We start from the raw sequence: 2960 nt of genomic DNA on the forward strand, positions 1-2960 counted from the left end.
ACACCTTCGGGTTGTGAGGTTAAGCGACTAAGCGTACACGGTGGATGCCTAGGCAGTCAGAGGCGATGAAGGGCGTGCTAATCTGCGAAAAGCGTCGGTAAGGTGATATGAACCGTTATACCCGACGATACCCGAATGGGGAAACCCAGTGTGTTTCGACACATTATCATTACATGAATACATAGTGTAATGAGGCGAACCGGGGGAACTGAAACATCTAAGTACCCCGAGGAAAAGAAATCAACCGAGATTCCCCCAGTAGCGGCGAGCGAACGGGGAAGAGCCCAGAACCAGAATCAGTTTGTGTGTTAGTGGAAGCGTCTGGAAAGTCGCACGGTACAGGGTGATAGTCCCGTACACAAAAATGCACAGATTGTGAGTTCGATGAGTAGGGCGGGACACGTGACATCCTGTCTGAATATGGGGGGACCATCCTCCAAGGCTAAATACTCCTGACTGACCGATAGTGAACCAGTACCGTGAGGGAAAGGCGAAAAGAACCCCGGCGAGGGGAGTGAAATAGAACCTGAAACCGTGTACGTACAAGCAGTGGGAGCCTACTTTGTTGGGTGACTGCGTACCTTTTGTATAATGGGTCAGCGACTTATATTTTGTAGCAAGGTTAACCGTATAGGGGAGCCGTAGGGAAACCGAGTCTTAACTGGGCGTCAAGTTGCAAGGTATAGACCCGAAACCCGGTGATCTAGCCATGGGCAGGTTGAAGGTTGGGTAACACTAACTGGAGGACCGAACCGACTAATGTTGAAAAATTAGCGGATGACTTGTGGCTGGGGGTGAAAGGCCAATCAAACCGGGAGATAGCTGGTTCTCCCCGAAAGCTATTTAGGTAGCGCCTCGTGAACTCATCTTCGGGGGTAGAGCACTGTTTCGACTAGGGGGCCATCCCGGCTTACCAACTCGATGCAAACTACGAATACCGAAGAATGTTATCACGGGAGACACACGGCGGGTGCTAACGTCCGTCGTGAAGAGGGAAACAACCCAGACCGCCAGCTAAGGTCCCAAAGTCATGGTTAAGTGGGAAACGATGTGGGAAGGCACAGACAGCCAGGATGTTGGCTTAGAAGCAGCCATCATTTAAAGAAAGCGTAATAGCTCACTGGTCGAGTCGGCCTGCGCGGAAGATGTAACGGGGCTAAACCATGCACCGAAGCTGCGGCAGCGACGCTTAGGCGTTGTTGGGTAGGGGAGCGTTCTGTAAGCCGTCGAAGGTGAACTGTGAGGTTTGCTGGAGGTATCAGAAGTGCGAATGCTGACATAAGTAACGATAATGCGGGTGAAAAACCCGCACGCCGGAAGACCAAGGGTTCCTGTCCAACGTTAATCGGGGCAGGGTGAGTCGACCCCTAAGGCGAGGCTGAAAAGCGTAGTCGATGGGAAGCAGGTTAATATTCCTGCACTTGGTGTTACTGCGAAGGGGGGACGGAGAAGGCTAGGCTGGCCGGGCGACGGTTGTCCCGGTTCAAGCGTGTAGGGGGTGTGACCTGGTAAATCCGGTTGCATACTAACCCTGAGGCGTGATAACGAGCCACTACGGTGGTGAAGTAGCTGATGCCATGCTTCCAGGAAAAGCCTCTAAGCTCCAGGTAACACGAAATCGTACCCCAAACCGACACAGGTGGTCAGGTAGAGAATACTCAGGCGCTTGAGAGAACTCGGGTGAAGGAACTAGGCAAAATGGTGCCGTAACTTCGGGAGAAGGCACGCTGGCGCGTAGGTGAAGGGACTTGCTCCCGGAGCTGAAGCCAGTCGAAGATACCAGCTGGCTGCAACTGTTTAATAAAAACACAGCACTGTGCAAACACGAAAGTGGACGTATACGGTGTGACGCCTGCCCGGTGCCGGAAGGTTAATTGATGGGGTTATCCGTAAGGAGAAGCTCTTGATCGAAGCCCCGGTAAACGGCGGCCGTAACTATAACGGTCCTAAGGTAGCGAAATTCCTTGTCGGGTAAGTTCCGACCTGCACGAATGGCGTAATGATGGCCAGGCTGTCTCCACCCGAGACTCAGTGAAATTGAACTCGCTGTGAAGATGCAGTGTACCCGCGGCAAGACGGAAAGACCCCGTGAACCTTTACTATAGCTTGACACTGAACATTGAGCCTTGATGTGTAGGATAGGTGGGAGGCTTTGAAGCGTGGACGCCAGTCTGCGTGGAGCCAACCTTGAAATACCACCCTTTAATGTTTGATGTTCTAACTCGGCCCCGTGATCCGGGGTGAGGACAGTGTCTGGTGGGTAGTTTGACTGGGGCGGTCTCCTCCTAAAGAGTAACGGAGGAGCACGAAGGTTAGCTAATCACGGTCGGACATCGTGAGGTTAGTGCAATGGCATAAGCTAGCTTGACTGCGAGAGTGACGGCTCGAGCAGGTACGAAAGTAGGTCATAGTGATCCGGTGGTTCTGAATGGAAGGGCCATCGCTCAACGGATAAAAGGTACTCCGGGGATAACAGGCTGATACCGCCCAAGAGTTCATATCGACGGCGGTGTTTGGCACCTCGATGTCGGCTCATCACATCCTGGGGCTGAAGTAGGTCCCAAGGGTACGGCTGTTCGCCGTTTAAAGTGGTACGCGAGCTGGGTTTAGAACGTCGTGAGACAGTTCGGTCCCTATCTGCCGTGGGCGTTGGAAGATTGAGAGGGGCTGCTCCTAGTACGAGAGGACCGGAGTGGACGCATCACTGGTGTTCGGGTTGTCATGCCAATGGCATTGCCCGGTAGCTAAATGCGGAAAAGATAAGCGCTGAAAGCATCTAAGCGCGAAACTTGCCTCGAGATGAGTCTTCCCTGTGGCTTTAAGCCACCTGAAGGGACGTTTAAGACTAAGACGTTGATAGGCTGGGTGTGTAAGTGCAGCGATGCATTGAGCTAACCAGTACTAATGACCCGAGAGGCTTAACCTTACAACACCAAAGGTGTTTTAGATTGACTCTGTGC

General features: G+C 52.7%; 1 rRNA gene. It reads left to right on the forward strand.

The features are described 5' to 3' along the window. Positions 1 to 17: 17 nt before the first annotated feature. Positions 18 to 2926: ribosomal RNA gene (locus GW579_RS23715) — 23S ribosomal RNA — on the forward strand. Positions 2927 to 2960 lie beyond the last annotated feature (34 nt).

The organism is Rahnella contaminans, assembly GCF_011065485.1.
GTDB classification, from domain to species: Bacteria; Pseudomonadota; Gammaproteobacteria; order Enterobacterales; family Enterobacteriaceae; genus Rahnella; species Rahnella contaminans.